Origin of the sequence: Metapseudomonas resinovorans (assembly GCF_002003485.1) — a bacterium.
Taxonomy (GTDB): Bacteria; Pseudomonadota; Gammaproteobacteria; order Pseudomonadales; family Pseudomonadaceae; genus Metapseudomonas; species Metapseudomonas resinovorans_D.
The window spans coordinates 17711-40400 of the sequence record NZ_BDMA01000087.1 but is presented as its reverse complement, the minus strand read 5'-3'; the positions used below and the strand labels follow the sequence as shown (position 1 = coordinate 40400).

At 63.9% G+C, this 22690-nt stretch carries 22 protein-coding genes; 7 read left to right on the top strand and 15 right to left on the bottom strand.

Features of this window, described 5'->3' with window-relative positions:
* Window positions 1–2 precede the first annotated feature (2 nt).
* Together MnOB_RS24190 and MnOB_RS24185 are read right to left on the bottom strand one after the other, a co-directional pair.
* Window positions 3–1925 carry a DUF1302 domain-containing protein gene (locus MnOB_RS24190; RefSeq protein WP_077527000.1) on the bottom strand — a complete coding sequence of 641 codons (1923 nt, stop codon included), beginning with the start codon at window positions 1923–1925 and terminating at the stop codon, window positions 3–5.
* Window positions 1926–2060: 135 nt separating this feature from the next.
* On the bottom strand, window positions 2061–2624 hold the full coding sequence (locus MnOB_RS24185) for an RBBP9/YdeN family alpha/beta hydrolase (RefSeq protein WP_077526999.1): 564 nt from the start codon (window positions 2622–2624) through the stop codon (window positions 2061–2063).
* A 363-nt stretch (window positions 2625–2987) separates the two neighbouring features.
* On the opposite strand from MnOB_RS24185, the gene MnOB_RS24180 reads away from it, so the two are divergent.
* Window positions 2988–3992: an AraC family transcriptional regulator gene (locus MnOB_RS24180; protein WP_077526998.1), complete on the top strand. Its 1005-nt coding sequence runs from the start codon at window positions 2988–2990 to the stop codon at window positions 3990–3992.
* A gap of 354 nt (window positions 3993–4346) precedes the next feature.
* Here the strand turns inward: MnOB_RS24180 and MnOB_RS24175 are convergent, their stop codons facing one another.
* The 8 genes from MnOB_RS24175 to MnOB_RS24140 all read right to left on the bottom strand — a co-directional run bounded on the left by MnOB_RS24175 (window position 4347) and on the right by MnOB_RS24140 (window position 12060).
* Window positions 4347–5357 (bottom strand): YeiH family protein, encoded by a 1011-nt coding sequence (locus MnOB_RS24175; RefSeq protein WP_077526997.1) that lies wholly within the window; start codon window positions 5355–5357, stop codon window positions 4347–4349.
* Entirely contained in the window at window positions 5339–5689 is a 351-nt protein-coding gene (locus MnOB_RS24170; protein WP_077526995.1) for a Rieske (2Fe-2S) protein, read from the bottom strand. Before MnOB_RS24170 ends, MnOB_RS24175 begins: the two co-directional genes overlap by 19 nt.
* Complete coding sequence (locus MnOB_RS24165) at window positions 5686–6354, bottom strand: DsbA family oxidoreductase (protein WP_077526994.1); 669 nt, start codon at window positions 6352–6354, stop codon at window positions 5686–5688. Before MnOB_RS24165 ends, MnOB_RS24170 begins: the two co-directional genes overlap by 4 nt.
* Window positions 6354–7655: an MFS transporter gene (locus tag MnOB_RS24160; RefSeq protein ID WP_077526992.1), complete on the bottom strand. Its 1302-nt coding sequence runs from the start codon at window positions 7653–7655 to the stop codon at window positions 6354–6356. Before MnOB_RS24160 ends, MnOB_RS24165 begins: the two co-directional genes overlap by 1 nt.
* Before the next feature lie 111 nt (window positions 7656–7766).
* Entirely contained in the window at window positions 7767–8819 is a 1053-nt protein-coding gene (locus MnOB_RS24155) for a beta-keto acid cleavage family enzyme (RefSeq protein ID WP_077526990.1), read from the bottom strand.
* Between the two features lie 70 nt (window positions 8820–8889).
* Entirely contained in the window at window positions 8890–9738 is an 849-nt protein-coding gene (locus MnOB_RS24150; RefSeq protein WP_077526988.1) for a TauD/TfdA dioxygenase family protein, read from the bottom strand.
* Between the two features lie 11 nt (window positions 9739–9749).
* Complete coding sequence (locus MnOB_RS24145; RefSeq protein ID WP_077526986.1) at window positions 9750–10730, bottom strand: quinone oxidoreductase family protein; 981 nt, start codon at window positions 10728–10730, stop codon at window positions 9750–9752.
* Window positions 10731–10962: 232 nt separating this feature from the next.
* A complete protein-coding gene (locus MnOB_RS24140) occupies window positions 10963–12060 on the bottom strand; it encodes a hypothetical protein (protein ID WP_234358321.1) in 1098 nt (365 codons plus the stop codon).
* A gap of 200 nt (window positions 12061–12260) precedes the next feature.
* On the opposite strand from MnOB_RS24140, the gene MnOB_RS24135 reads away from it, so the two are divergent.
* Window positions 12261–12587, top strand: a complete 327-nt coding sequence (locus MnOB_RS24135) for a hypothetical protein (RefSeq protein WP_077526983.1) — start codon at window positions 12261–12263, stop codon at window positions 12585–12587.
* Between the two features lie 48 nt (window positions 12588–12635).
* On the opposite strand, the gene prpD is transcribed toward MnOB_RS24135, so the two are convergent.
* A complete protein-coding gene (gene prpD / locus MnOB_RS24130) occupies window positions 12636–14120 on the bottom strand; it encodes a 2-methylcitrate dehydratase (RefSeq protein WP_077526981.1) in 1485 nt (494 codons plus the stop codon).
* 148 nt (window positions 14121–14268) lie between these two features.
* Here prpD and MnOB_RS29095 point away from each other — a divergent pair, with 148 nt between their 5' ends.
* A complete protein-coding gene (locus MnOB_RS29095) occupies window positions 14269–14412 on the top strand; it encodes a hypothetical protein (protein WP_162945806.1) in 144 nt (47 codons plus the stop codon).
* Between the two features lie 84 nt (window positions 14413–14496).
* On the opposite strand, the gene MnOB_RS24125 is transcribed toward MnOB_RS29095, so the two are convergent.
* The 3 genes from MnOB_RS24125 to MnOB_RS24115 all read right to left on the bottom strand — a co-directional run bounded on the left by MnOB_RS24125 (window position 14497) and on the right by MnOB_RS24115 (window position 18595).
* Window positions 14497–16932, bottom strand: a complete 2436-nt coding sequence (locus MnOB_RS24125; RefSeq protein WP_107504125.1) for a TonB-dependent siderophore receptor — start codon at window positions 16930–16932, stop codon at window positions 14497–14499.
* 116 nt (window positions 16933–17048) lie between these two features.
* Entirely contained in the window at window positions 17049–18020 is a 972-nt protein-coding gene (locus MnOB_RS24120; RefSeq protein ID WP_077526977.1) for a FecR family protein, read from the bottom strand.
* A gap of 83 nt (window positions 18021–18103) precedes the next feature.
* A complete protein-coding gene (locus MnOB_RS24115) occupies window positions 18104–18595 on the bottom strand; it encodes a sigma-70 family RNA polymerase sigma factor (RefSeq protein WP_077526976.1) in 492 nt (163 codons plus the stop codon).
* Between the two features lie 194 nt (window positions 18596–18789).
* On the opposite strand from MnOB_RS24115, the gene MnOB_RS24110 reads away from it, so the two are divergent.
* A complete protein-coding gene (locus MnOB_RS24110) occupies window positions 18790–19356 on the top strand; it encodes a COG3904 family protein (protein WP_077526974.1) in 567 nt (188 codons plus the stop codon).
* A gap of 58 nt (window positions 19357–19414) precedes the next feature.
* Here the strand turns inward: MnOB_RS24110 and MnOB_RS24105 are convergent, their stop codons facing one another.
* A complete protein-coding gene (locus MnOB_RS24105; protein ID WP_077526972.1) occupies window positions 19415–19900 on the bottom strand; it encodes a DUF2938 domain-containing protein in 486 nt (161 codons plus the stop codon).
* Between the two features lie 81 nt (window positions 19901–19981).
* On the opposite strand from MnOB_RS24105, the gene MnOB_RS24100 reads away from it, so the two are divergent.
* The 3 genes from MnOB_RS24100 (at window position 19982) to MnOB_RS24090 (ending at window position 22554) form a co-directional block, all read left to right on the top strand.
* Window positions 19982–20416, top strand: a complete 435-nt coding sequence (locus MnOB_RS24100) for a helix-turn-helix domain-containing protein (protein ID WP_077526971.1) — start codon at window positions 19982–19984, stop codon at window positions 20414–20416.
* 223 nt (window positions 20417–20639) lie between these two features.
* Window positions 20640–22082 carry a SulP family inorganic anion transporter gene (locus MnOB_RS24095; RefSeq protein WP_077526969.1) on the top strand — a complete coding sequence of 481 codons (1443 nt, stop codon included), beginning with the start codon at window positions 20640–20642 and terminating at the stop codon, window positions 22080–22082.
* An 85-nt stretch (window positions 22083–22167) separates the two neighbouring features.
* On the top strand, window positions 22168–22554 hold the full coding sequence (locus tag MnOB_RS24090) for a VOC family protein (protein WP_077526967.1): 387 nt from the start codon (window positions 22168–22170) through the stop codon (window positions 22552–22554).
* The last annotated feature ends 136 nt before the right edge of the window (window positions 22555–22690 follow it).

The window sequence follows — 22690 nt, the reverse complement described above, 5'->3', positions numbered from 1 at the left end:
TGTCAGAAGGTGGTCTTCAAGGTCAGATACACCGCGCCACGGTCTTCCGTGGTAGCCCCGCCGCCGGAGAAGGAGGAGTAACCCCCGGCGTAGCAGGTGTAGCGCTGCGTGGCGTCCAATGCGTTAGGTGTCGAGCCGTCGGTGGCTCCGTTGTTGCACTTCTCGGCATCGCCGAAAGAGTCCACGTACTTCAGGTCCACGAAGTACTGGTTGTAGATGGCCGCACCGATACCCACGGAGTAGTTGCCGGTGTCTTCGGCGCCGCCGCCCTGTACCGGCGAAACGCCGTCCAGGCCAACGTTGACGGACATCGGGGCGGAGAGGTCCACACCCGGGAACACTTGGTACCAGGTGGGCGTGAAGTTGACCGCGACGCCCCAGTTGTCGCGGGTCGGCTGATCGATGCCGTGGTAGGTGGACTTGCCCTTGTAGAGCGCCTCGTTCTTGCTATCGAGCTTCAGCAGGTTGCTGTAGTACAGCTCGCCCAGCAGGCTGGCCGCATCGAACAGTGGCGTGTCGCCGATGGTCATCAGGCCGTTCAGGGTCCAGTGCAGGGTGTCGCCGGTGGCGCTCATGCTGTCGCCGCTGCTCGGAACATCGGTGACCACACCGGAACCCGGAATACGCGCCGGCAGCAAGCCGAGGCCCGCAGCCAGGCCGCCAGGGCCGGTGGCGCTGGTGATGGCCGGGATGCTCGCCAACGGCATGTTGTGGCGGACGTTCAGGTCGCTGGCGACGCTGATACCGCCGAATTCCTTGGACAGGCTCAGGCCGAAGATGTCGATGTCGTCGCCGTAGGCCAGCTTGTAGTTGGTGGTGCTGATGGAGTTCTGCACGTTGGCGATGGGGCCAGCTGCACCGCGTGCGGTCAGGCCGGTGCCATCGAGCACGGCTTGCGGCAGGATTTCCGAAGTCTGGCGGTAATAGGCGCCAACGGTGCCATCCAGCCATTCCGGCGACCACTTGAGCATCAGGCCCCAGTCACCGCGCTTATCCGGAGTAATGTCGTGGCCACGGCGAATGTTGGTCAGGGTGCCGTTCGGCCCCGCGAGGCCCGGACCGCCGGTGTGGCCGAGAAGGAAGGACTGCGCACCGAAGCCCACAACGTCCGAGCTGCCGTAGTAGGTGCCGGCCTCAGGCAGGCGTGCAGCGTCCCAGTCGAGGAAGTACTGCGCGGCAACGGTCAGCTCAGGGTTGATGGTGAAGGAAGCGGAAACCTGGTTGCGCGGAACGAACAGTTCCTTGGCCTCAGTACCCGGTGCCGCAGCGAGTTTGGCCAGGTCCAGGCCGGACTGGCCGTAGCTGATGGCATGCACGGGGTTGAGGATGGTTTCGCCCCAGTACACGTTGTGCTGGCCGGCCTTGATGCTGAACATCGACTCTTCGCCAATTTCGGTGCTGTAGAACACGAAGGCGTCGAGGATTTCACCGGACGGGCCGCTGTAATAGCGCTGGGCGTAGTTGGAAAGGTGCGGGCTGCCCAGCACCGCATTGTTGGTGCCGGGCTGGCCGGCAATGCGGGAGAAGGCCTCGTTGCCGTTGACGAACGGGTTCGAGTTGGAGCCGGTGTTGTCGTAGGCCTTGTCGTACCAGCTGGCAGCACTGACGCGGAAGCCCTTGTTGCCCTGATGGATCACGTCCAGCTCAGTCAACAGGTCAACGCGATTGGTGATGTTGGTGCCCGAACGACGGAAGTTGAAATCACCGTCGTTGTTGTTCGGCGTAGCCAGCATGCGCTTGTCGGCACTCTCGGTGCGAACACCGTAGTTGTACTTCACGGTGTTGTCGAAGCGTACCGACCAGTCCGGGTTACCGGTGTCAACTTCCATGGCCTGTATCGCTGCTGGCGCGCCAATCCCGGCCGCAATGGCCGAGGCGAGCAGGCACCTGCGCAGGTTCAGGTTTTGATTGTTCTTGTCTTTCATGCGTTGGCTCCGCTTTTTGTTGTATTGGCTACCGCAACCCTTTCCTTGCTCCCTGCCTGGTTTGCGCGCAGCCGGTTGCATGGCCGCGCGCCACTTACGCCGGACTCCCCGGCCGAATGAGTTGGAATCTTTGGATCAGCGATCCAGCATCTCGATCAGCTCATGGGCATAAGACCATTCGCCGTAACCGGAAGCGGGATTGAGGTGGCCGACCTGGCCCAGCTCGACCAGGCTGGCTTCCCAGTCACTGGCCAGTTCGCGGACTGCCTCCAGGCTGGCCAGGTGGTCGTCGTCACTCGCGCATACCAGGCTCGGGAAAGGCAGCGGCTGACGCGGCAGCGGGGTCCAGCCATTGGCGTGAAGGGATTCGGGGCTCGGGTAGTTCGCCGGCCAGGAAGCGTCCAGGTCCGGCGGCGTGGCGAGCAATGCACCTTTGATCGGTCGGCTGTAACGCGCCGCCCAGTGCGCCACCATCAATACGCCGGCGCTGTGGGCAACGAGGATCACGGGGCCGTCGATCTGTTCCAGCTCACGCTGGATGGCTTCGACGCGTGCCGGCAGGCTCAGCTTGTCCTCTTCCAGCGGTGGAACGCTGCGGACTTTGGGCAGTTGCTCGGCCAGCAGGGTCTGCCAGTGCTCGGGCACATGGTCCCGAAGGCCGGGGACGATAAGGATGGTTGCGTTGTCGTTGTTGTTCACGTCATCACCCTGTTGCCGCAATCGCGGCTTGAGGAACTTGGTGATGCAAACAGTAGAGATGCAAGGGGGTGGTCGCTTCTCATAGAACGTCAGGCTCTTCGCATTTCATGACAACCCTTCCCTCCTCCCTTTTACAACCCGCTGGGCGGCCATGCCCGCCATCCGTGGCGTGGGCCAAATTCCAGGGATTGGCTTTACTTTCATCTGGCCGGAACGAGGAAAAATGCCGGCGTTGTCATGAAAGACAAATTCAAAGACTATCCGCGACGACAGACTCACTTCGCTTTATCTGACAAGAACAATCGGCGCATGCCTACAGGCACACTCCGGTACAACGACAGCGTGGCGATCGACATGACTCCAATGGTTCGCGCGGCGGCCCTCACCAACTACATGGAAGTGGCCCAACACCTCGGTCTCAACCCACAACAGATGCTGCGCCAGGCGGGACTCAGCCAGGCACTGATAGAAAACCCCGACCAACGCCTGCCCACCTCGGCGGCTGCCAGCTTGCTGGAAGATTCCGCCCGCGCCAGCGGCTGCCTCACCTTCGGCTTGCGCATGGCCGAATCCCGTCAGCTTTCGGACTTCGGCGTCATCAGCCTCCTGCTTTCCCACCAGCCGACCTTGCGTGATGCACTCGAAACCATCGTCCAGTACCGCCACCTGCTAAACGAGTCACTGGCGCTGTTCGTGGACGAAGTGGGCAAGACAGTGGTACTGCGGGAAGAGATCATCACCGACCCGCCGGTCCCCATCCGCCAGGGCATGGAGCTGGCCATCGGTGTGCTGTTCCGCATGTGCAGCGCCCTGCTCGGCTCAGGTTGGCGGCCAATGGCAGTGAACTTCAGCCATGACGCACCGCCGGACCTGCAACTGCATCGGCGGGTGTTCGGCTGCAAGCTGGAGTTCGGCAGCGAGTTCAACGGCATCGTTTGCCAGGCCGCCGACCTGGACAAGGCCAACCCCCTGGCTGATCCGGCCATGGCCCGCCACGCGCTGCGCCTGGTGGAGACCCTGCCCGGCGCCGCCCAGCAATCCACGCTGAACGACGTGCGCAAGGCCATCTACCTGTTGCTGCCCATGGGCCGCGCCACCATCGAGCAGATCGCCCAGTCCCTGGGGATGAACGTGCGCACGCTTCAGCGACGCCTGGAAGAAAGCGAAGTGACCTTCTCCGACCTGATCAGCGAGGTGCGCCGCGACCTGGTGTTGCGCTACATGGAGAATCCGCGCTATTCCCTCTCCCGCATCGCCGACCTGCTCGGCTATTCGGTGCCCAGTTCCTTCACCCGCTGGTTCACCACCCAGTTCGGCACAGCCCCGGCGACATGGCGCCGCGAGCATCAGGTGAAGGCGGAGGAGTGAGCGGCGCTGGCCGGAACATTGGAGGGTGGATGTGAAGAGCGACATCCACCCTACGAACCCATGAACGCTGGGCTCTCGTAGGGTGGATCACGCTTCACCGATCCACCATTTGGGTTCGCTGACGGCACGAATGTTGGGCTTCCCACCCCCCCGTGCCGTGCTTCGCGAGCAGAGCTCGCTCCTACGCCACCTGTACCAACCGTCCAAATAAAAAAGAGGTAAATGCCTCCCTGCATTCACCCCGTCACGCCAAAAAAAAACCGCGCTACGAAACCCTTCCCTATAGGCTTCGGCGCGGCAAATGCCCGCTGTGGCAGGCGTCGATGACCCCCTCACGGGAGCAGGAGTAAATCTTTAGAACCCCCAGTGCAGCATCGCCAGCACCAGGGCGGCGAGGAAGGCGGTTTCCCCCACCATCAACAGGATCGGTTTGATACCGACCGAGGCCAGGTCCTTGAGTTGGGTTTTCATGCCCAGGGCACTGATGGCGATCACCAGGCACCAGCGCGACAGCCCGTTACCGGCGTCTTGCACCACCGGCGGAATCACGCCCGTGCTGTTGATCGCGGCCAGGATCACGAAGCCGACCGCGAACCAGGGCAGCAGCGGCGGCCGCTTGCTGCCCGGCTCGGCGCCGCGCATGCGAGTGATCATCGCGGCGCAGACGATCACCGGCAGCAGCATGGCCACGCGCATCAGCTTGACCACCGTGGCGCTGTCGCCGGTCTCGTGACCCATGCTGTAGCCCGCGCCCACCACCTGGGCCACGTCGTGGATGGTGCCGCCGATGAAGAACCCGGCATGCAATGGCGAGAGCCCAAGGGCCTCGGCGATCATCGGATAGAGGATCATCGCCAGGGTGGACAGTGCCGACACGCCGATCACGGTGAACAGCGTCGCGCGTTCCTTCTGCGGGTGGCTGGGCAGCGCCGCCGCCAGGGCGAGCGCAGCTGAGGCACCGCAGATGGCGGTGGCGCCACCGGTGAGCAGGCCGAACAGGCTGTTGAAGCCAAGCAGACGCGCCACTGCGACTGACACGAGGATGGTAACCACCACCAGTGCCACCACCATGGCGACTGGCTGCCAGCCGAGCGACGCGATCTGTTCCAGGGTGATGCGAATGCCCAACAGTGCCACGCCGACCCGCAGTACTTCGCGGGCGGTGAACTCGATGCCGGGCTTGCATGCGCCGTCGGCCGCCAGGAAGTTCACCGCGAGGCCCAGCAGGAGGGCGAAGAGCATCACCGGAGCACCGTAGTGCTCGGAAAGGAAGGTGGCCGCCGCGGCGACCACGGCGCTGACGATCACACCGGGCATGAGTATCCGGGTGCGGGATCCCAGCGAGGTTATTGCTGTTGCAGACATACGATTGATTCCTGCGGACGCGGCCGCGATAGATCGATGAAACAACGGCCCTGCTGCAACTCCACCGCATAGGTGGCGACGCCGAAGCCGCTCACACCAGGGACGCACCCGCTGGCCAGGTCAAAACGCAGGCCGTGGGCCGGGCAGCGCAACAAACGCCCCTCCAGCTTGCCGCCGAACAACGAGGCCCCGTTGTGCGGGCAACCTTCGTCGATGGCGTAGATCTCGCCGCCCTGGTTGAACAGCACCAGCGACTTCCCGTCATGGCGAAACAGGCTGCGGCCACCCACGGGCGGCAGCTTTTCCGCCGGTACTTCCACACGCTGGCTCATGCCCGGCGGGCCTCCGCCAGTGGACGCAGCTCCAGGGCGCGTTGCAACTGGGCCAGCATCAACCACGGCGGCTGGGCACCGGCCAAGGACGGCCGCTCGTCGATCGTGAAGGACGGCACAGCCTGGTTTGCCGGAACCGCCTCGCGCCCGACATAGGGACGACCATCGTCGAACAGCACCTCTTCGAGGGGACGCGGGTCGAAGCCACACTGCCTGGCCAGGCGCAATAGCACCTCGCTGCTGCCAATGTCCTCGCCTTTCTGGAAGTAGCTGGCGAACAGGCGCTCCAGCAATGCGTCGACCTGGCGCGCACTGCCCTGCTCCGTGGCCAGCGCCAGCAGGCGGTGCGCGTTGGCGGTGTTGGGCATGGTCACGATGCGTTGCAGGTCGACATCCACATCAGCGTGATAGGCCGCTTCCCGCACCTGTTCCTGGCGCGCCCGCACCATCGCCTCGCTACCGAGCCGCTGCAGGTAGAACTCCATGAAGGGCACGCCTTGGGCCGGCAGGTCGGGCAGCAGTTGCACGCCCTTCCAGCGGAGCTCGACGGCGACATCCGGCCGCGTCGCGGCCAGGTTGCCCAAGGCCTTCTCCAGATTGCGTTTGCCGATCAGGCACCAGGGACAGATGAAGTCGAAAGTCATTTCGACCAACAGCGGTTTCATTAACGTTCCTCACTTGCCATCAGCGGCGTGAGCTTCTGGATGTCCTTCTGGTAGTGGCGCTTGCCGTACCAGAACACCAGGGCCGCAGCGACGCTGATCAACGGAATCAACTGGAAAGCACGATCCAGGCCGAAGAGATCGGCCAGCACGCCTGTGACATAGGGTCCGGGCGCCAGGCCAAGCAGGTTGTTGGCCAGGGTCAGGGTGGCAAAGGCAGTACCGTGGATCGAGTAGTGGGTCAGGTTGGCAACCATTGCGCCGGCCGGGCCGGAGGTTCCGGTCGCCACCAGCATGGCCATGGCGATGACTACCAGTTGCGGCACACCGGGCGCCATGCGGAACGCCAGGGAAAGGAGCACGCAACTGATCAGGCAGTAGGCGATGGCCAGGGCGATCTTGCGGTCCGGGGAATTGCGGCACATGCGGTCGCTGAGCATGCCGCAGAGGATCATGCCGGCACCGCCAGTGAGCACGATGATGGCCGAGACAGCGCCAGCCTGATCGGTACCCATGTGGTAGTAACGATTCAGGTAGCTGGGGAACCACACCATCACCGCTGCGCCGACGAACAGCTGCAGGCCGCTGCCGACGTAGGCACAGATCACCGAGCGGCTGGCGAACAGGGTTTTCAGCGGGCGTCGGCACGGGAACTCGTCGGTGGCGCTGGGCACGACGCGCGGCTTGGCAATGCGCGATTGCTTGACCACCAGCGGGTAGACCATCGCCAGCACCAGGCCGAAGAACGCCATGCCCGCGAAGGACCAGCGCCAGCCCAGGTGTTGCGCCAGGACGCCGCCCAGGGCCATGCCCAGCACCGAACCGAACATGCCGCCAGCCATGAAGGCGCCGGTAATGGTGGCGCGCATCTGTCGGGGGAACACGGACAGCACGACCGCGATGCCGACGCTGCCATAGGCTGCCTCACCCACACCCACCAGGAAACGGGCAATGAACATGTGTTCGTAGTTCTTCGCCAGGCCGCAACCCAGGGTCGCCAGGCTCCAGAGCGTGGCCATCAGAACCAGGCTCTTCACTCGGCCCCAGCGGTCAGCCAGCAGCGACAGCGGGAAGGTCAGCAGCCCCACCATCAGCGCGACGATGCCGCTGAGCAGGCCGAGCTGGGAGTCGGTGAGCGTCCATTCGGATTTGAGCAGCGGGAATACGGCGTTGAGTACCTGCCGCGACATGTAGTCGGAAATCAGCAGGCCGAACGTCAGGGCGAAGACGACCCAGGCGTAGGTGCGCGGGATGTTCACGGCCGATTCGTCGAAATCGGCGGTGGTGGCGGTATGAAAGGCCATCGGGGTTACCTTGAATCTATGCGTGTAATTGTTGTTGTCACGCTAGCTGGCGGAGCGTCGGTTGGCGCCCCGCCGAAGCCGGCCTTGTGGGCCGGCTCCTGGCTACGCAGGTCAGGTGCGCAGCGGGACGTGCTTCTGACCCGGCTGGCGGTTCGGCGCCATGCCGTTCATGCGCAGGGTCTCTTCCACGTCCTTGTATTCCACGCCGATCTTGTAGATCTCGCGTGCTTCCTTGCCGGACGCAATTTCGCGGCCCAGTTCGTGGGCGATGCGCACGGCCTGCTGGATCTGCTGCACGGAAGTGAAGCGCTTGCCGTGCTGGTCGATGATGGTGTCCTCGATGCCAACGCGCGGGTGCAGGCCCATGGCCAGCGCCATGGTGTTGAACGGCAGAACGTTCTTCAGCAGCGACTCGGCGGTGAGGGTGCCGCCATTCGGAGCGCGGTGGATGAAGTTGAAGAAGTTGAACGGGTTGGGGCCGTCGAAACCGCCGCCGATGCCGATCCAGGTCAGGTTCAGCGGGCCCTTGTAGACGCCCTTGCGCACCAGGCGCTCCAGGGTTTCCAGGGCATGCATGCCGGTGAGCTGGAAGTGCGGCTGGATGCCGTTGGCCATCAGGCGCTTGAGGTGTTCCTCGACCCAGGCCGGGCCGGCCGGCACGGTCATCTCACTGTAGGCGGCCTGGTAGACCGGGTTCTCCAGGGAGGTGCCCTTCAGGTACTCCGGATAGAGGAGTTCCATGATGTTCATCTGGGTGGTGTTGATGGCCACGGTGACCTGGTCCGGCTTCGGGGTCAGCTCGGCCAGCATGTGGCGGGTATCGTCGGACAGCCACTTGGCTGCTTCGCCTTCGCCCTCGGGAGCGAAGGAAATGGAACCGCCCACCTGGATGATCATGTCCGGTACGGCTTCGCGCACGCCGGCGATCAGTTCGTTGAACTTGGACAGGCGCTTGGAGCCGGTGCCGTCGAGTTCACGCACGTGCAGGTGCAGCACGGTGGCACCCGCCTCATAGCAATCAACGGCTTTCTGGACCTGCTCGTCCATGGTCACCGGGATGTCTTCCGGGAAGTCTGCCGGCATCCACTCGGGGCCGTAGGGCGCCACGGTAATAACCACTTTTTCCATGTTTTCCGGGTGCAGGGAATCGTCGAAGAATTGCATGCTGGATGTCCTCGGTAAGTTCTTGTTCAGGGGGTCCCGGCCGGATTGTCCCGGCCGGGCGGATCAATGGTCAGAAAGTCTTGTCGCCGATGATTCCGGCGCGTTCCATCTTGCGAACGCAGGCCGGGTAATCCATCACGGCGTAATGCTGGGTGGAGCGGTTGTCCCAGATCGCCACGCTGTTCTTCTTCCAGCGCCAGCGCACCTGGTATTCCGGGATGTAGGCCTGGCTGACCAGGTAGCGCAGCAGGTCGCTGCCACCCATGCTGTAGTCCTGGCCGTAGCGCACGTGCTCAGGCGTGTGGAAGTTGGTGAAGTGGGTGGCGAAGGCATTGACGAACAGCACCTTCTCGCCGGTTTCCGGGTGGATGCGCACCACCGGGTGCTCGGCGTCCGGATACATGGCCTTGAGCGCCAGGCGCTTCTCGACGGGCATGGCCGCACCAAAGCTCGCTTCGATGCTGTGGCGGGCGCGCAGGCCCTCGATCCGCTGCTTCACGTCTTCAGGCAGCTTCTCGTAGGCCAGTGCCATGTTCGCCCACATGGTGTCGCCACCGACCGGCGGGCATTCCACGCAGCGCAGTACGCAGCCCATGGGCGGCGCATCGCGCCAGGTGGCGTCGGTGTGCCAGGCGTTCTCGTAGCGGTCGTTGGGCTGGTCCGGGTCCTTGTAGATACGGACAAGGCCAGGGTGCTCTGGATCGCTACCGGCCACCGGGTGATCTTCCAGCTCGCCAAAGCGGCGGGCGAAAGCCACGTGCTCGGCGCGGCTGATGTCCTGATCGCGCAGGAACAGCACCTTGTGTTTGAGCAGCAGCGCCTTGATCTCGGCAAACAGACTGTCATCACGAGAGGCGTCGCCCAGGTTCACACCGCTGATTTCGGCGCCGATGGCGCACGTGAGTTGCTCGACTTTCATGGCCAGCGACCTCAGATCACGAAGATGGACGAACCGGTGGTCTTGCGCGATTCCAGGTCCCGATGGGCCTGGACCGCATCTTCCAGCGCATAGTGCTGGTTGATATCGATCTTGATGCGACCGCTGCCGACGTGGTCGAACAGCTCGCCTACCAGCTCGGCCTTCTCCGCCGGGTCGGCGATGTAGTCAGCCAGGGCCGGACGAGTGATGAACAGCGACCCTTTCATGGCCAGCAGTACCGGATCGAAGGCCGGGACCGGACCCGACGCGGTGCCGACGCACACCAGCAGACCGCGACGGCGGAGCGAATCCAGGGAGGCGTTGAAGGTGTTCTTGCCCACGCTGTCGAAGACGACGTCGACACCGCGGCCGCCGGTCAGCTCACGCACGCGCTGGGCGATGTCTTCTTCGCTGTAGTTGATGACGTGGTCACAGCCGTGGAAGCGCGCGACTTCCGCCTTGGCCTCGGTGGACACGGTGCCGATCACGGTCAGGCCGAGCAGCTTCGCCCACTGCGAGACGATCAGGCCCACACCGCCGGCAGCGGCATGCAGGAGGATGCTGTCGCCTTCCTTGAAGTCGTAGATACGACGCATCAGGTAGGCGGACGTCAGGCCGCGCATGGTCATGGCTGCGGCGGTTTCGAAAGCGATGGTTTCGGGCAGCTTGATCAGCGGCGCCGCGGACACCAGGCGCTCGGTGCTGTAGGCGCCGAGGGTATTGAGGAAGCCGGTGTAGGTGACGCGGTCACCCAGGGCAACGTTGGTTACGCCCGCACCGACCGCCACCACCACGCCGGCGGCTTCTACGCCGATGCCGTTGGGTAGCGGGATAGGATAGGTACCGTTGCGGAAGTAGGTGTCGGCGTAGTTCAGGCCCACGGCGACGTGACGGATGCGGACTTCGCCCGGACCAGGATCAGCTACCTCGACCTCTTCATAACGAAGTACTTCCGGCCCCCCAGCTTCATAAAACCGAACCGCTTTGGCCATGCCTTTTCTCCAATCTGAATTCTTGTAGTCGGGTCACGGACCCATGGATTGGACTCTAGGCATCCCCCCCTCCGACTGCTTCTCATAGGGCGTCAGCAGCTTCGCATTTCATGACAGGCGTAGCAGCGCAGCGGCAAAGCCTGCGCCGCGCCGAGAAACGCCATGGGGTATTCGATGTTCGACAGGTGGAACGCAGGGAGCAGTGCCGGCCCGGAGCCGGCGAATGGGCAGGCTATTGCGCAGGAATCACCTGGGGCAGCGGCTGGAACTGGATGGGCTGGGTCTTGGTCTGCGTCAGGCTGCCTTCTACTTGCCCGGACAGGTGGATCACCCCGGCCATCACTCCCACGTCGGGGTTGCGCATCAGCTCCAGCCATTCTTCGTCGAAGGCCTGATTGAGGCTCTTGCGCAAGGTCGCTTCACGATCGGCCCGCCCCTCTTCATGGAGCATGGCGCTCACTCCGGTGAAGCCGAGGGACAATATCGGGCCCGCGACGCGCCCCATGAAACTGGTGGCGACACTGGCGGCACCGCTGGTCGCCAGTTCCGATTCCAATTGCTCGCTGGTGTCACGGGTGATGCGCGACAGGCCGTCATCGGTGGTCCAGGCCCCTGCGCCGTTCGGCGCATTGCGAATCTGGCCCATGAGCGAGGCATAGGCTGGCAGTTTCTCCAGCGGGTCGGCCTTGAGTACCTGGTATAGCGACGCACGCTGGCCAGGTGGCGCCAACTCGATCGCCGGGATCTTCTGCAGATGCTGGGCGAACTGGTCGCCGGGTACGCCAAATCGCTGTGGAATCACCTGCAGGCGCTCGTCCAGCTGCTGGATATAGGTTCGCGTGGCTTGCTCCATGATGTCGTCCGGATCGATCTCGCGGGCAACCGGCTGCAGCACCTGCTCGTCGTATTCCTCCTGCAGGTAGGCGGCCAGCCGATTCACCGTCTGCTCCCGTTCCCCGTCGGAGCTCAGGCGATACCAGCCGACCTTGATGCTCAGCCACTTGCGGGTCCAGAAGCTGGAGAACCAGGGGAGGAATTCGCTATCGGTGCGCTGGTAGATCAGGTCCATCCAGCGGTCCATGGAATCCTGGGCGTAACGGCGGGCCTGGCTGGTGGCCGCAAGGGAAGCGGCGGCGATGTCGCGGTCCACCTGGCGCCAGGTGGCCTGGGAGACCACGACCGGAGGCGGTTCTTCCGGCTTCGACGCGCACCCACCGAGCGTCAGCGCAAGGATGACGATCAGCATCGACAGCAGCGTACCCGGGGTTCCGAAGAGCCTGCCGGGCACCTGTTCCGCCCGAATTCGGGGGGAAACTTGCGCAGCGCTCATGAGATTTCGCCCGTCCCGTGGGCCAGTCGGCCCAGGTCCTATGAGTATAGGTATGACCACCCTCCCCCGTGCCTTGTTCGGACGCATTGCACCCGGGAGCAAAAATGCCGCCGCGTGGTCATATTCGTCGCCAGATCGAACCTCGCGATGAGCGCGTGGACACTGGCCCACTCCAGTCGTATCGGAATCGAGGTAAAGCAATGAAAACAGGCCCGCTGGTGGGTGTGTTTGTTCTGGTCGCAACCCTTGCCGGCACCATGCAGAGTGCCCAGGCCGACCATAGACGGGACGATGATGACGGCAGGGTCGAGCACTACCGCGATGGCCCTTGCCGAGTGAAGGAAATCACCGACCGCGGCTATTACCGGAAAGTCATCCGCTGCCCGGACGGGCGCGGCAAGAGCTGGCGCCGCGGTGAGTGGCACCGCGACTACCGTGACGGCCCCTGCCGGGTGCGCATCGACGCGTCGCGGGAAGTCTTCGACAAGGAAAAGGTCTGCCGTAGCCGCGACCGTTACGACGATTGATGCGATGGTGCGGAGCCCCGGTCCGGGTCTCCCTCCACGCCCTGTCACCTAGCCCACGAAGAACTCCACGAACCGATCCACCGGCATCGCCTCCAGGGCAGCCTGGTCCTTGCACAGCGCCAGGATCTGCGCGCAACGATGGGGCGCGAAGCGGGTCGCCAGGCTGGCCTTGAATTTCTCCTCCAGCAATGGCATTCCCTCGCTGCGCCGGCGGCGGTGGCCCATGGGGTATTCCACTTCCACCTTCTCGGTGTGCCGGCCGTCCTTGTAGAACACCTGCACGGCATTGGCGATGGAGCGTTTGTCGGCTTCCAGGTACTCACGGCTGTAGCGCGGGTCTTCGACCACTTCCATGCATTCGCGCAGGCGGTCGATGATCGGATGGGATTGATGGAAGTCGTCTTCGTAATGCTCGGCCGCCAGGTCGCCATAGGCCAGGGCGACCGCTGTCATGTACTGCAGGCAATGGTCGCGGTCGGCGGCGTTGGCCAGGGCGCCCTCCTTGGAAATGATGCGAATGGCCGACTCCTGGGTGGTGATGAGGATGCGATCGATCTCCGTGATGCGGTTGCGCACCAGGGGGTGCAACCGCACCGCCGCTTCGCAGGCCGTCTGGCCATGGAACTCGGCGGGATAGCTGACCTTGAACAGGATGTTCTCCATCACATAGCTGCCGAAGGGCTGGGGCAGGCTGAAGTGGTGCTTTTCCAGTGGTTTGGTCGCCAGGTCCTTGTTGGTGTGGCTATAGGACACGTCGTAGAAGCCCCACTGCGGCGCGCTGAGCACGCCGGGAACGCCCATCTCCCCGCGCATGGCGATATCCGCCAGGCGCACACCCCGGCTGGTGGCATCGCCCGCCGCCCAGGACTTGCGCGAGCCGGCGTTGGGCGCGTGGCGGTAGGTGCGCAGGGCCTGGCCATCCACCAGTGCGTGGGAGATGGCCGAGAGCATCTGTTCGCGGCTGGCGCCCATCAGCCAGGCGCAGACCGCAGTGGATGCGAGCTTGACCAGCACCACATGATCCAGCCCGACGCGGTTGAAGGAGTTCTCCAGGGCCATCACGCCCTGTATCTCGTGGGCCTTGACCATGGCTTCCAGCACCAGGCGCATGGTCAGCGGCGACTCCCCCCTGGCCACGCGCCGCTGCGACAGGTGGTCGGCCACCGCGAGGATGCCGCCCAGGTTATCGGAGGGGTGCGCCCACTCCGCTGCCAGCCAGGTGTCGTTGAAGTCCAGCCAGCGGATCATCGCGCCGAGGTCCCAGGCCGCCTTGACCGGGTCCATCCGGTAGGACGTGCCCGGCACCCGCGCGCCCTGAGGCACCTGGGTGCCTTCCACCAGGGGGCCGAGCAGCTTGGTGCATTCGGGAAAGCGTAATGCCATCAAGGCGCAACCAAGGCTGTCCATCAGGCAATGGCGGGCCGTACCCAGTGCCTCTGCAGACTCCACCCGATAATCCAGCGCGTAGTCCGCAATGGTCTCGATCACTGGGTCGTAGGGTGGTCGCTGGTTCAGGTCGACGTTGCTGCTCATGGCCTGTCTCCTTGTGGCAATGGCTTCCAGTCTAGGCCCTGCCTTGGCAAAGGCTGGCCCCAGCCGATGAAACCCTCCGGGCGACAGGTGGCCAGCGCGACGCGCCACCTTGTGCTGCGCTTAGGAGACAGATAAACCGGAGGTGCCCATGAACAGCGACCCCAACGTGCGCACACCCGCGCCCAAGCCCCAAGGCCCGAGCCAGCCACCGGAACAGGTGCCGGCGGCGGACGTGAAGCGCATCAGCGACAAGGCGCCGAGCAAGGACAAGAAGCCGGACGATTGGGATTGAAATGGTCTGGGGGACCGCAATTCCCTGTGGGAGCGAATTCATTCGCGAATGAATTCGCTCCCACAAACGAGCAGAGCGCCCGGGTCAGAACCCTACGCTGGCCTGGATGTACCAGGTACGCGGCTGGCCGACGTAGATGCCTGCGTTGTTGTCACTGGAACGGGTGAAGTACTGCTTGTCGAAGATGTTCTTCACGCCGACGCCCACCTTCAGGTTGGACAGCTGCACGCCGAAGTCATAGGCACCACGGGCGCTCCAGGTCACGTAGCCGGGGATATCGCCGAACTGGCCGTCAGCGGTCGGTTCGGTGATGTAGTCCCCGGTGAAGTTGCCGTTGGCATCGATACCGGTACCCGGTGCGCGCTGGCCCGACTGAGCGTAGCCGTCGAAGTTGTAGGTCCAGCGATCGACCTGGTAACGCAGGCCGACGTTGGCAACATGACGCGAGTAGAACGGCAGGTCACGGGTCTTGAAGCCCGGGATGTCGCCCTCGTAGGTGGCACGGGTGAAGGTGTAGGTGCCAGTCAGGCTCAGGCCCGAGAGCAGTTCGTCCAGGTTGTAGTAGCCGGACAGTTCCAGGCCCTGGTGCTTGGTAGCGCCCAGGTTGGTCCAGCCCACATCGTTGCTGATGAATTGCAGCTCGTGGTCGAAGTCGATGTAGAACAGCGTCGCTTCGCCGCCCCAGGTCTGGCTGTTGTAGCGCGTGCCCAGTTCGTAGGTCTTGGCTTTCTCCGGCTCCAGGCCATTGGCCGCGTTGTCGCCCTCCCCGCCCTGGCCGAGCTGGAAGTACTGCAGGCTGCCGAACGAGGTCTCGTAGTTGGCGAACAGCTTCCAGGAATCCGAGAGGTGGTACATCACGGCGAGGGCCGGCAGCGGCTCGTTGTAGTCCTTACTGCGGTTCTTCTCCTGCACCGGCTTGCCGTTGCTGCCGATCACCGGGCGCTCGTGCCAGTCGGTGTTGATGCTCTCGAAGCGCACCCCCGGGGTGACGGTCCATTGGCCCACGTCGATCTTGTCGTCGATGTAGAAGGCGTTGGCCTCGGTGCCACCGGTGCGGTCCTGGAACACATGGCCGTCAGCCGATGGGCCGGGAGTCGGCGTCGGGACGTTCTTCACCAGCGCCACACGACTGCTTTCTTCGTGCATGGCCTCTTTCAGGTAGCGGTAGCCAACGCCCACCTCGTGGGTGCTGTCACTGGCGAAGAAGATGCGCGAAACGCGCGGCTCGATTCCGTAGGTGTAGTAGCTGCGCGGATAGGAATTGAGGAACTTCTGGTCGCGGCTGGCGATGTGGCTGCCCCGGAAGCTGTCGCTGTAATAGGTCAGCACTTCCACCTGGGTGACGTCGTCCACCTGGCGCAGGTATTTCAGCGAGACGTCCTTGCGGCGGCCGCTGAAGTTGTCCCAGTCGCGATCGGACTGGAAGGGATTGTCGTCATACTGCGCCTGGGTGAGGCCGCCCGGCATGTCGGCGGTGGCGTCGTAGTAGTGGAAGTTCAGCGAGATGTCGTCCTGCTCGGTGGGCGCCCAGTGGGTCTTGAGCATGACGTCGTCGATGTCGTTGTCGTTGTTGCCATCGCGGTAGCCATCGCCATTCACGCCCGAATAGAGCAGTGCGGCGCCGATGCCGTTGTCAGCTGTGCCGCCGAGAAAGGCATTGTTGAGGTACTTCCAGCCGCCGTGTGCGGTGTCTTCCATGCTGGTGCCGACTTCACCGGAGAACTTCTCCGGGATGGCGCGGGTGACGAAGTTGATCACGCCACCGACGTTCTGCGGGCCATAGCGCACGGAACCGGCGCCACGCACCACGTCGATGCTGTCGAGGTTGCCGATGGAGATCGGGGCCATGGACAGCTGCGGCTGGCCGTAGGGGGCGAATGCGGCCGGCACGCCGTCGATCAATACGGTGGAACGGGGCGAAAGACGCGAAGTGAGGCCGCGCACGCCGAAGTTGAGGGCGATGTCGCTGCCGCCGGTACCGTTGGATTCCTGGACCTGGACGCCGGGCACCGAGCGCAGCGCGTCACGCACGTTCATCGCACCCTTCTCGATCATGGCTTCGCGGCGCACAACGGTACGGGCGCCGGGGTGGTTCTGCACCACGGCGTCTTCGGCAGTGCCCAGCCAGTCACCGACCACTGTGATGCTGGAGGCCGGCAGTTCCATGGCCGAAGCGCCCTGCTCTTCGCTGGAAACGCGACGCAGGATGGCGGTGCCGTCCGAAAGGTCGAAGGTCAGGCCGCTGCCCTGCAGCAAGGTCGCCAGCACTTCTTCCGGCAGCAGGCTGCCATCGACTGCGGGCGCCTGTTTGCCAGCCACCAGGTCAGGGCTGAAGAACAGCTGCAGCGAGGTCTGCTTACCCAGTTGGCCGAGGGCACCGGCCAGGGACTGCGCCGGAATGTGGACTTCAGTGCGCTCCGCTGCTTCGGCACCGAGGCTGCCGACAGCCAGGGCGATGGCCAGGCTCAGGGGCAGCCAGCGGTGGGTACGAGGAGTCTTGCGGGAGGAATCTGGCGACACAGCTTGTTGCGTTACTTCGTTGATCACGTTCGTCCGGTCCTGAAAGAAAGCGCCCTGCACTGCACTGGGCGCAAAGAGTCGGACGAGAAGACGAACGACAGAAAAAAAACCTGAATCTAAAACGGAATTATTTCGCTTGACCCGTCAGGCAGGATCCTGACCTTGACCGGAAGGATCCGCGGAAGGGCCGTCAGCAAGGCGTTGGTGTCATCGGCGCGGAACACGCTGGAGAAGCGCAGGTTGGCCACTTCCTCCGCAACACGCAGGGGTTGCTCGCGGTAGCGGGACACTTCCTGCGCCACTTCCGCGAGGGGCACGTCGTTGAAGATCAGCTTGCCTTGCCGCCAGGCGGTAATGCTCGCGATATCGATGCGCTGTACCGGCCCGACCCCGCCATCGGCCGCCACCCGCACCCCGTCTCCCGCCAGCAGCGGCCGGCTTGCCTCACCCCGCTCGCCGGCTACCAGGACGCGGCCCGACTCCACCGCCACGCGCGCGTCCTCGACATCCCGTCTCACATTGAAACGCGTACCGGTGACCGTGATGCGGCCTGGTCCGGCCTCGACCACAAAGGGGCGCGCCTTGTCCGGGGTCACGCTGAACATCGCTTCACCGGCCTCCAGGCGCACCAGTCGGCGGTCGGCGCTGTAGACAACAGTGATGCGGGTGCGTCCGTTGAGATCGAGGGTCGAGCCATCGGCCAACGTGACCTGGCGACGCTCACCCAATTGGGTTGCATAGCTTTCGCCGCGCAATGAGAAGGGATCGAACAGGTAGGTCGCACCACCCGCCAACACCACACTGGCTGCGGCTGCCAGAGCGCCCTGCAGGAAGCGTCGGCGCGACGGCACCGGCAAAGTCCGGACCTCCGCCGTGCAGAGTTCACGCAAGCGTTGTTCGGGAATCAGGTCGACGGCGCTCCACATCCGCTCCAGTAGGCCGTACTCGGACCGGTGCGACGCATCTGCCGCCAGCCAGGCTTCGAACTGGCGGCGCTCGTCGTTGCCCTGCTCGGGATCGCGGTTGCGGCTGAACCACTGGGCGGCTTCGTCGCGCACCTTGCGGTGGGTGGAATCGGCTTGCGTCATCAGGCTGCCATCCAGGTGGCGGGAATCAGGCTGCGGTGGGTGTCCATGGCTCGGGTCTTGATGCCCTTCTGGCTGGTTCCGGTTCATGTGGCGCTCAAATCCAGGCGCTCACGCAGGTGACGAATGGTGCGGATCATATACCGCTCGACCATGTTCTTGGATAACCCCAGGCGCTCGGCGATCTCCGCCTGGCTCAGCCCTTCCAGCTTCTGCCAGACGAACACCTGGCGGCAGTTCACCGGTAATTCGGCCAGGGCCTTCTCGATGGAATCCGCCAGCTGGACTGCGTGCATGAAGGACTCCGGATCATCCTTCGACTCATCGCCCGAACCTGCGATGTCCATCTCCAGCAAGGCGCGGCGCTCCTCGCGACGGAAATGGTCGACGGCGATATTGCGGGTCGTCTGGTGGAGGTAGGCGCGGGGCTGCTGGACGTTCCCCTGGTCAGCCTCGAGTACTCGGACGAACGCGTCATGGGCAAAATCTTCGGCGCGATGGCGGCTTCTCAGTCGGCGCGTCCAGGTGCCGATGAGCTCTTCATAATGCTCGAAGAATCCGTGTTCGCGCTTGCGCATCTAGGGGAATTGGGAGAAGCCGGAAATCGAAAGTCGCGAATGATAATATCTCTCAAGTGTTACCGCAATTTCCCCTCATCCCCCCTGATTGGCCGTCCGACGAAAGCCCCTTTTCAGGTCATATGGAGACTTGGCACATTTTTTCGGTATCTTCTCCGACCGTCGCCAACCGTTCTCCAGAAAGAGCCTGTTCCATGAGCCGTACTGCAATCCGGGCCGCCGTCTTCTGCCTTGCCACCCTCTGCTCGGCCGCCACCTTCGCCAAGGTGGAAGTCCAGCCCGTCCAGAACACCAAGGCGGGCCGGATACTCGCCGTGCAGGTCTCCGAAGACATCGCCCCTGGCGACTACGAAGCACTGATGAAGGGCCTGCGCGCCAACCCCGGCAAGTTCGACCGCAAGCTCGCGCTGCTGGACAGCATCGGTGGCGGCGTGACCGAAGCCATCCGCATGGGCCGGCTACTACGCGAAACCGGCTTCGATGTGATGGTCCCGACCAATGGCGTGTGCCAGGGCAGTTGCGTCTACCTCCTGGCCGCCGGTCGAACCAAGACCGTGCGCGGCTACGTGGGCCTGCACCGCCCCTACTTCCCCCACGGCGATTCCGCCCTCGCCGCCTCCACCGGCATCGGCTACAGCCCAACGGCCTACCTCAGGGATATGAACGTCCCCGTCAGCCTGCTGGATACGATGAACAGCATCGATCCGACGCACATGCGCGTGCTGACGAAGGATGAGCTGGCGAAGTATCGGTTGAACTGAGGCGGGTCAATCCGCCAGGCGTTGGGGCTCGCTGCGCTCTACCGGCGCACGATGAAAGTCAGCGAACTATCCCGTCCACCAACACGGCGGTGAGGAACAACCCCAGGCCGAAGACACTGTGGTTGGCCAGGCTGCGCAGGCAGTTCTTCAACGGAGTCGGCGTCTTGCTGGCGAAGAACCCCGCCCCCATTGCGGGCTGCATGACCAACAGCGGCGCGGCTACGGTCCCCATGCCCACCAGTACGGCAGGCAGCAAGGTCGGATTGGTCGCCCAGTCGATACCGGCCAAACCCACCAGCAAAGTCGCGAAGGCAATGCCGATGGCGTAGTGGGTGAACCAACCAAGGGCCAACTCGCCCGGAATCGGTTGCGCCCTGGCGATGGCCTCGTGAGCGACGCGCCCCTGCAACAGATGCCCTACCCAGCGACCGATGAAGGCGAAGTTGAGCGTCGGAACGCCCAGGCGTTTGAGGAAAATCAGCCAGAAATCCATGACTGCGGTGGCGCCGATGCCAATGCTGATCACCTTGATGATGTCGTTCATGTGAACCCCTTGTGCGTTGACGGTGGTAAGTGTCAGGGCCACTCTAGAAGTTGAAGTCAACTTCAAGTCAAGGGACTACAGATGGACATCGCCGAGGTCGCTCGACGCACGGGACTCCCCTCCTCCACGCTGCGCTACTACGAGAAGAAGGGGCTCATAACGTCCCTCAGCCAGCAAGGAACCCGACGCTGGTTCGCGCCCGGCATCCTCGACCAGCTCGCGCTGATTTCCCTTGGCCAGGCGGCCGGTTTATCCCTGGATGAGATCCGCTCGATGTTCTCGCCCAACGGCGAACCGGACATCGACCGTGAATTGCTCGCGGCCAAGGCCGATGAGATCGATGCCCTCGTCAAGCGCTTGAAAGCCATGAGCGAGGGCCTGCGTCATGCCGCAGCCTGCCCGGCCCCGAGCCATTCGGAATGCCCGACCTTCAAGCGATTGCTGAAGGCGGCGTCGAGCGGCGCCATCGAGCGGCGCTGGAGCAAGATGGCGCCCAAGCCCAGGAACAGGTCGTAGGTAGGGTCCTGCTCGCCGATACCCAGGCACCAGGGGACAGTCAAAGGTAGGGTGCGCTGTGCGCACCAAGGCGATTGTTTCAACACCGAGTCTGCTTCCCGGTGCGCGCGGCGCACCCTACGGGACCGGTCGACTGGCCGGGTCAGCGCCAAATCCGTAACATCCGCCCCCCTTTTCGCCATTCCCGTGGCCCGTGCCGCCGGTCCTTCGATTCAGGTACACCATGAAACCAGCCCGTCTGCGCGCCGATGTCCTGGCCGGACTCACCACGTCCTTCGCGCTCGTCCCCGAATGCATCGCCTTCGCCCTGGTCGCCCATCTCAACCCGCTGATGGGCCTCTACGGCGCGTTCATCATCTGCACCCTCACGGCATTGTTCGGCGGCCGGCCGGGAATGGTGTCCGGGGCGGCGGGTTCGATGGCCGTGGTGATCGTCGCCCTGGTGGTGGAGCACGGCGTGCAGTACCTGCTCGCCACGGTGCTGCTGGGCGGCCTGATCATGATCACGTTTGGCTTGCTGCGCCTGGGCAAGCTGGTGCGCATGGTGCCCTATCCGGTGATGCTCGGCTTCGTGAACGGTCTGGCGATCATCATCGCGCTGGCACAGCTGGAGCATTTCAAGGCGGGAGAAGACTGGCTGGGCGGCACGCCGCTGTACCTGATGCTGGGCCTGGTGGCGCTGACCATGGCCATCGTCTACCTGCTGCCCCGCCTGACCCGCACCGTACCACCGGCGCTGGTGGCGATTCTCGGTGTCGGCCTACTGGTCTACCTGCTTGGCCTTCCTACCCGCACCCTGGGCGACATGGCCCACATCGCCGGCGGCCTGCCCTCGCTGGCCCTGCCGGACATCCCCTGGAGCCTGGAGACCCTGAAGATCATCGCGCCCTATGCGGTGCTGATGGCGCTGGTGGGCCTGCTGGAAACCCTGCTGACGCTGAACCTCACCGACGAGATCACTGAAAGCCGTGGCTACCCGGATCGCGAATGCGTAGCACTGGGCGCGGCCAATATCGTTTCCGGTGCGTTCGGTGGCATGGGCGGTTGCGCCATGATCGGCCAGACCGTGATCAACCTTAGCTCGGGCGGCCGTGGTCGGCTCTCGGGCGTGGTAGCCGGGGTGATGATCCTGCTCTTCGTGCTGTTCCTGTCGCCGCTGATCGAGCGCATTCCGCTGGCGGCGCTGGTGGGTGTGATGTTCGTGGTGGCCCAGCAGACCTTTGCCTGGGGTTCCCTGCGGGTGGCGGGCAAGGTGCCGACCAGCGATGTCCTGGTGATAGTCGCTGTGACCGTCATCACCGTGTTCACTGACCTCGCCACCGCCGTGCTCTGCGGCATCGTCATCGCCGCGCTGAACTTCGCCTGGCACCACGCACGCGAGCTCTATGCAGATAGCCATGTGGAAGGCGACGGCAGCAAGCTGTACCGCGTCCATGGCACGCTGTTCTTCGCCTCTACCACGCCCTTCCTCAATCAATTCGACCCGGCGGGCGATCCAGCCGAGGTGACCCTGGATTGCCAGCACCTGAGCTTCGTCGACTACTCCGCCATTGCCGCATTGAAGACCTTGCGCGAGCGCTACGCGAAGGCCGGCAAGCACCTGCGCGTGCTGCACCTGTCCGAGCGTTGCAAGAAGCTGTTCAAGCGTGCCGGCGAGCAGCACTGACCCCTCGTCAGTCAGGTTGGCGAGGGCGGCGGTTCTGCGCTGCAGTTAGATCGGGAGGAAGGCGCAAACCCGCAAGGAGGTTGCCATGGCCATTCAACTCGATCACCTGATGGTGCCGGCACGGGACAAGCTGCGCTCGGCGAGGCTCCTGGCCGAGTTGCTGGATGTGCCCTGGTCGGCAACCGGCATCGGTCCATTCGCGCCGGTTTACGTCAACGACGGGCTGACCCTGGACTTTGACGAATGGAGTGAGCCGTTTCCGCTGATTCACTTCTGCTTCAGAGTAAGCCCGGACGAATTCGAGGCGATCCTCGGGCGTATCAAGGCGGCGGGTATCGGCTATCGCAGCGCCGTTCATGGGCCAGTCGACCATCAGGCGGATAAGGAGCACGGCGGCTCAATCGTCTACTGGAATGAGCCGGATGGGCATCAGTGGGAGATGCTGACGGTGAGTTATGCGCGGCAGAGCTGACACTGTTTGCTCTTGTGGGGGCGATTTCAATCGCTAAGCAGACCGGAGGGCTGCCCATAGACCTCCCAGCCGGCCGGAAACTTCCCTCTCCCCCGGCCCCTCTCCCTGAAGAGGAGAGGGGTGACTCGCGCCGGAG